Here is a 6,246-nt window from a genome sequence, read left to right as displayed (position 1 = left end):
GTAATGCATGCAGGTGACTGGTACTAATAGGCCGAGGACTTACCACAAAGAAGCTACGCGTCCACTGTGCGGTATCTGAAACAACACACAGATACCTTGATTTCGATTCCCCATCATCGATCACCCCTGATATTCACGGGTGGTGGGTGCGTGGAGGATCTGGATCATAGGTTGGTTACTGTGACAGTTTCATAGAGTTACGGCGGTCATAGCGAAGGGGAAACGCCCGGTCCCATTCCGAACCCGGAAGCTAAGCCCTTCAGCGCCGATGGTACTGCACTCGACAGGGTGTGGGAGAGTAGGACACCGCCGAACACCCGTTAACCGAAAGGGGACCCAACATACTGGGTCCCCTTTCGTGCGTTGTATGAAAGGAATGACTGTGTCGGAGAATGGCGACGAGCGTCGGTCCTTCCGTGGGGGAGGAGCGCCTCGATCAGGTGGCCCCCGTCGTGACAACGACGGGCGTGGATCACGCAGCGCTGCAGGCGGAGACCGCCGCGGTGGTGCCGGAGACAACAACCGTGGCGGGGCTGGAAACAGCAATCGCGGCGGCGGATTCAGTGGCGGACAGCGCCGCGGCGGCGAGGGTGGGTTCACCCCTCGTGGGCGCGACGGCGACCGCAACCGTCAGCAAGCTCGACCTGACGAACCAGATTTGCCCGACAACGTAGAGCCGACCGAGTTGGATCCGGCTGTTCGTCGGGATCTACTCAGCCTCGACAAGGACAACGCCAACACAGTTGCGCGTCACCTCGTCATGGCGGGCAAGCTCGTTGACGAAGACCCGGAACTTGCACTGCTCCACGCTCGCGCTGCTCGTCAGCGTGCCGGCCGTATTGCTGTCGTTCGTGAAGCTGCCGGAATCACTGCCTACCACGCGGGTGAATGGGCCGAAGCTCTCTCCGAGCTCCGTGCTGCCCGTCGAATGGCTGGTGGACCGGGTCTGATCGCTGTGATGGCCGATTGCGAACGCGGTTTGGGTCGACCCGAACGCGCGATCGAACTCGGTCGCAGTGACGAGGCTGCGCTGCTTTCAGGCGACGAGGCTTCGGAGTTGCGGATCGTCGTCGCCGGTGCTCGGATGGATCTCGGACAGTTCGATCAGGCAGTTGTCACACTGCAGACCAAGGATCTTGATGCAGCGCGTACCGGTGAAGCTGCGGCTCGCTTGTTCTACGCGTACGCCGATGCCCTCGTTGCAGCCGGTCGTATCGAAGACGGACTGAAGTGGTTCCTCAACGCTGCAGCTGCAGACCTCGAGGGTGACACGGATGCTGAAGAACGGGTGGCCGAGTTGACCGGAGAAGATCAGTGACCGTGCTTCGTACCCAGTACGACGTACTTTTGCTCGATCTCGACGGCACGCTGTACGCCGGAGCTCATGCGATTCCCGGTACCCAGGCTGCTTTGGGTCAAGGCTCGCAGGCTTTGTACTACGTGACCAACAACGCAAGTCGCTCACCTTCGGCCGTGTCGGCGCACCTGACCGAACTCGGTTTCGATTCCGAAGGCGATCGTGTGGTTACCAGCTCCCAGACTGCCGTGCGTCTGTTGGCGGAGCGCCTCGAACCCGGTGCCGCTGTTCTGGTCGTCGGCACCGACGCGCTTGCGGACGAGGTGACGCGCGTCGGATTGCTGCCGGTTCGTGAGTTTGCGGATTCCCCGGTTGCTGTCGTTCAAGGACATTCGACGGAGACCAATTGGTCGATCCTTGCCGAAGCATGCCTGGCGATCAGGGCCGGTGCGCTGTGGGTGGCTGCGAACCTGGACACCACACTGCCGTCGGAACGGGGTTTGGTTCTCGGCAACGGCTCGATGGTGGCGGCTCTGCGCGCTGCGACGAGGCAGGAGCCCCTGGTCGCAGGTAAGCCTGCTGCACCTCTGATGGAGGATGCGCTAGCTCGCAGCGGGTGTTCGCGTCCTTTGGTGGTCGGCGATCGTTTGGACACCGATATCGAAGGCGCACATGCTGTTTCGATCGACTCGCTGTTGGTTCTCACCGGTGTGAGCACGCCGGGTGACGTACTGCGGGCTCCGATTCAGCAGCGTCCCACCTACATTGCAGCAACTCTGGATTCGCTCAATCAGCCGGCCGTCGAGTCGCTGGTCGGTGCGGACTCCAAGTGGTCCGTCTCGGTGAACGGGTCGACGCTGATAGTCGACGGCCCGGTTGTCGGGGACGAGATGTCACTTCTACGTGCGGTTGCGCCTGTCGCATGGGCGAATCCGTCGTTCCAGACCCTGGAAGCGTCCGATACCGGCGTAGCGGATCTGTTTGCTTCCTGGCTCGTTTGATTCCTCGCAAATGTGTTCGACTCGCGGGGGTGCGGGTGTATGCGTAACCGAGAGTCATGCACTAACGTTGTGCCCGATGAGCACGCCGACACCGCACCCCGGAAACACGAGTAACGGATCTCCGTTGCCCGGGCCACGCCCTACCGTCGATCCGGAACGCATACGTTCTGACGTCGACGGTTTGCTGGCGCGCCTCGGCGGCATCGAACATGATCCGAACGATCAGCACGGAGCAGGTGTGATCCCGCAGAAGGCACATATTTTGGAACAGGCACACGAGGTGCTCGTCCAGGCACTCGCCTCTGTGGACAGGGCTTGACGTGGCACGTAGAGCACGGGTGGACGCCGAACTGGTCCGGCGCGGACTCGCACGGTCGCGAGATCATGCGCAAGAACTGATTTCCGCCGGCCGAGTTCTCATCTCGGGAGCGGTTGCTACGAAGCCTGCGACGGCGATCGAAGCCGGTACTCCGCTTCGGGTCGTCGAGGTGGAGCAGGAAGTCTCATGGGCCTCGCGAGGGGCGCATAAATTGATCGGCGCCCTAGACGCTTTCGGGTCCGAAGGATTGACGGTCGAAGGCCGACGCTGCCTCGACGCCGGCGCATCCACCGGTGGGTTCACCGATGTTCTGCTGACGCGTGGTGCGAAGGAAGTTGTCGCAGTCGACGTCGGTTACGGACAACTGGTGTGGCGGCTGCAGTCCGACGACCGGGTGCACGTCATCGACCGAACCAATGTTCGTGCAATTGATGCGGAGACCATCGGCGGAACCGTCGACCTGGTTGTTGCGGATCTGTCGTTCATATCTCTCAAACTCGTACTCGGGGCGTTTGTCGCCTGTACTGCTGACGGTGCGGACCTGGTTCCGATGGTCAAGCCTCAGTTCGAGGTCGGCAAGGACCGCGTCGGTGCCGGTGGCGTCGTACGAGATCCGGAATTGCGAATCTCCGCGGTGCTCGACGTGTCGGAGGCTGCTGCAAAGGTAGGCCTGCGGACGTTAGGTGTGGTGGCCAGCCCATTGCCCGGTCCGTCGGGAAACGTCGAGTACTTCCTGTGGCTTCGAAAGACAGGTGTGCCCGGCGATCAAGAGACGGACACCGACACCGACACCGAGACGAACACCGAGGGAGTCCCCACGGTGGAGGACATGATTCGCAAGGCTGTAGAGGAAGGGCCCCAGTGAACGCGGTCACGAACGGCGAGTCGCGCGAGATCCTTCTTGTCGCACATCCCGGCCGACGCGACATCACGGAAACCGCCAAGCGAGTCGGAAAGATCTTCGAGCGCGCGGGAATCGGACTGCGAGTCCTTGTCGACGAAGCAGACAGTTCGCGCATCGAAGCAATGACGGAACCCGCGGGATTCTCTGCGCCGGGTCTCGACGTCACGGTTGTTCATCCCAGCCCTGATGCTGCCGTCGGATGCGAGCTGGTACTGGTTCTCGGTGGCGACGGCACATTTCTTCGCGCCGCCGAACTCGCGCAAGAAGCGTCCATCCCGGTATTGGGCATCAATCTCGGACGGATCGGATTTCTGGCAGAGACCGAGGCCGAGCATCTCGACGAGGCTCTCGCACAGGTAGTTCGCAAGGAGTATCGCGTCGAGTCCCGTATGACACTCGACGTCGTGATTCGGGTGGACGACGAGATCATCGACCGCGGGTGGGCGCTCAACGAAGCCAGTATCGAGAACCGTTCGCGTCTCGGCGTTCTCGAAGTTGTTCTCGAAGTCGACGGCCGACCCGTTTCTGCCTTCGGTTGCGACGGCGTTCTCGTGTCCACTCCGACCGGCTCGACCGCCTATGCATTTTCCGCAGGCGGCCCCGTCGTGTGGCCTGAACTAGAAGCATTGCTCGTCGTACCCAGCAACGCGCATGCGCTGTTCGCGCGGCCGTTGGTCACGAGCCCGAATTCGATCATCGCGGTGGAGACCGTCGCCGGTAGCCACGACGGCCTGGTCTTCTGCGACGGCCGTCGTACGTTGGAACTGCCTGCCGGCGCCCGTGTCGAGGTCGTTCGCGGCGCCACTCCCGTCAAGTGGGTCCGGTTGGACTCTGCGCCTTTCGCTGATCGGATGGTTCGCAAGTTCGAGCTTCCGGTTACCGGATGGCGAGGAAGGAAGCCCTAATCGTGCTCGCAGAGATCCGTATCGACAGTCTTGGTGTGATCTCCGAGGCCAGCGCCCAGTTTCACGAGGGCCTGACCGTCCTGACCGGTGAAACCGGCGCGGGTAAAACCATGGTCGTCACGAGCTTGCACCTCCTCAGCGGAGCGCGAGCCGATGCCGGTCGCGTGCGGTTGGGTGCGTCGCGAGCCGTCGTCGAGGGACGATTCATCGCCGACGACGTTTCACCGGCCACCGAGCGTGAAATCGTCCGAATCCTGGAATCGTCCGGCTCCGAGCGCGACGAGGACGGGACCATCATCGCTGTACGTACCGTCGGCAGCGACGGGCGTTCACGTGCACATCTCGGCGGTCGAAGCGTGCCGGCGGGCGTTCTCTCCGAATTCACGGATCCGCTTCTGACGGTTCACGGACAGAACGATCAGCTGCGTTTGCTTCGTCCCGACCAGCAACGCAATGCACTGGACCGCTTCGGGGACAAGACAATCGGAACGCTCCTGACGCGGTACCGCAAACACCGTCGTGAGTGGCTGGATGCTCGTTCGGAGTTGATCGAGCGCACGTCCAAGGCTCGTGAACTGGCGCAAGAGGCAGACCAGTTGACCTTCGCGCTCAACGAAATCGACGGCGTGGCACCCGAGCCGGGTGAGGATACGGCGATCGTTGCCGAAGTGCGTCGACTCAGCGAACTCGACTCGCTCCGCTCCGCTGCCGAAGAAGCGCACGCTGCGCTCGCCGGTAGTGACGACATGGCCAGCGGTGACGTCGGGGTCATGCCGGCGCTCGACCTGATGTCCGAAGCGCGGGCGCGTATCGAGTCGGTCACCGACGCCGATCTGGACGGCCTCGGTTCCCGTTTGGCCGACGCTATTGCCGTCGTCACCGACGTTGCCGGAGACCTCAACACCTATCTCTCCGGGTTACCCGCCGATCCGGGGGCTCTGGACTCGCTGCTGTCGCGGCAGTCCGAACTCAAGACTCTGACTCGCAAGTACGCCGCCGATGTCGACGGTGTTCTCGAATGGGCGGATACCGCTCGCGCTCGTCTGTCCAAACTCGACGTGTCCTCGGACGCGTTGTCGCTGTTGGCCAAGCAGGTCGAGGAAACGGCTGGACTGACCGCGGAGGCAGCTACCAAGCTGAGTGCCGCCAGAGTCAAGGCGGCGGCAAAGCTCGCCAAGGCTGTCAGCGCGGAACTCGCCGGTTTGGCGATGGGACGTGCGGGCCTCGAGGTGACGGTTCGTTCGCAGCCCGCGGGCCCGCAGGATTCGGCGCCGCTCAGTGTCGGGGGATTAGACCTGCATGCCGGATCTGCCGGCGTCGACGAGGTGGAATTTCGTCTGTCCGCGCACAGCGGGGCGCCCTCGTTGCCCATCAGTAAGAGCGCTTCCGGCGGCGAGCTTTCGCGCGTCATGCTTGCGCTCGAGGTGGTTCTCGCCGGTAGCGACACCGGCGCGACGATGGTTTTCGACGAGGTGGACGCTGGGGTCGGTGGCCGCGCTGCCGTCGAGATCGGCCGCCGATTGGCGAAACTCGCTCGGACGCATCAGGTTATCGTCGTTACCCACCTTCCGCAGGTCGCTGCGTTTGCCGACACCCACCTCGTGGTGGACAAGGTGGACGACAAGGGCGGAGTGGTCAGCAGTGGTGTGCGGACTTTGTCGGATTCTGATCGTGTGGTCGAGTTGGCCCGTATGTTGGCAGGATTGGACGACACCGAGACCGGGCGTGCACACGCCGAAGAACTGCTCGAGATCGCGAATGCGGCCCGCGTCACAGATTGAAGGTTCTGTGGTGTTGGTGTGACTGATGTGGTAGTTGTC

General features: G+C 62.6%; 6 protein-coding genes and 1 rRNA gene. All 7 read left to right on the top strand.

The window, feature by feature from the left end; all coding sequences use genetic code 11:
* Nucleotides 1-198 precede the first annotated feature (198 nt).
* The 7 genes from rrf to recN all read left to right on the top strand — a co-directional run bounded on the left by rrf (nt 199) and on the right by recN (nt 6,207).
* Nucleotides 199-315, top strand: a 5S ribosomal RNA gene (rrf, locus tag ACFT1A_RS05445).
* Nucleotides 316-376: 61 nt separating this feature from the next.
* On the top strand, nt 377-1,318 hold the full coding sequence (locus tag ACFT1A_RS05440; protein WP_230817910.1) for a hypothetical protein: 942 nt from the start codon (nt 377-379) through the stop codon (nt 1,316-1,318).
* Nucleotides 1,315-2,298, top strand: a complete 984-nt coding sequence (locus tag ACFT1A_RS05435) for an HAD-IIA family hydrolase (RefSeq protein ID WP_378446111.1) — start codon at nt 1,315-1,317, stop codon at nt 2,296-2,298. Before ACFT1A_RS05440 ends, ACFT1A_RS05435 begins: the two co-directional genes overlap by 4 nt.
* A 76-nt stretch (nt 2,299-2,374) precedes the next feature.
* On the top strand, nt 2,375-2,617 hold the full coding sequence (locus ACFT1A_RS05430) for a hypothetical protein (RefSeq protein ID WP_317829110.1): 243 nt from the start codon (nt 2,375-2,377) through the stop codon (nt 2,615-2,617).
* Nucleotide 2,618: 1 nt separating this feature from the next.
* Nucleotides 2,619-3,482, top strand: a complete 864-nt coding sequence (locus tag ACFT1A_RS05425; protein WP_378446110.1) for a TlyA family RNA methyltransferase — start codon at nt 2,619-2,621, stop codon at nt 3,480-3,482.
* Nucleotides 3,479-4,426 (top strand): NAD kinase, encoded by a 948-nt coding sequence (locus ACFT1A_RS05420; protein ID WP_378446109.1) that lies wholly within the window; start codon nt 3,479-3,481, stop codon nt 4,424-4,426. Before ACFT1A_RS05425 ends, ACFT1A_RS05420 begins: the two co-directional genes overlap by 4 nt.
* A gap of 2 nt (nt 4,427-4,428) precedes the next feature.
* Entirely contained in the window at nt 4,429-6,207 is a 1,779-nt protein-coding gene (recN, locus tag ACFT1A_RS05415; RefSeq protein WP_378446108.1) for a DNA repair protein RecN, read from the top strand.
* Nucleotides 6,208-6,246: the final 39 nt, after the last annotated feature.

Source organism: Rhodococcus sp. NPDC057135 (assembly GCF_042670865.1).
Taxonomy (GTDB): domain Bacteria; phylum Actinomycetota; class Actinomycetes; order Mycobacteriales; family Mycobacteriaceae; genus Rhodococcus_F.
Note: the sequence above shows the minus strand (reverse complement) of the source record. Positions and strands in the feature narration are given on the sequence as shown.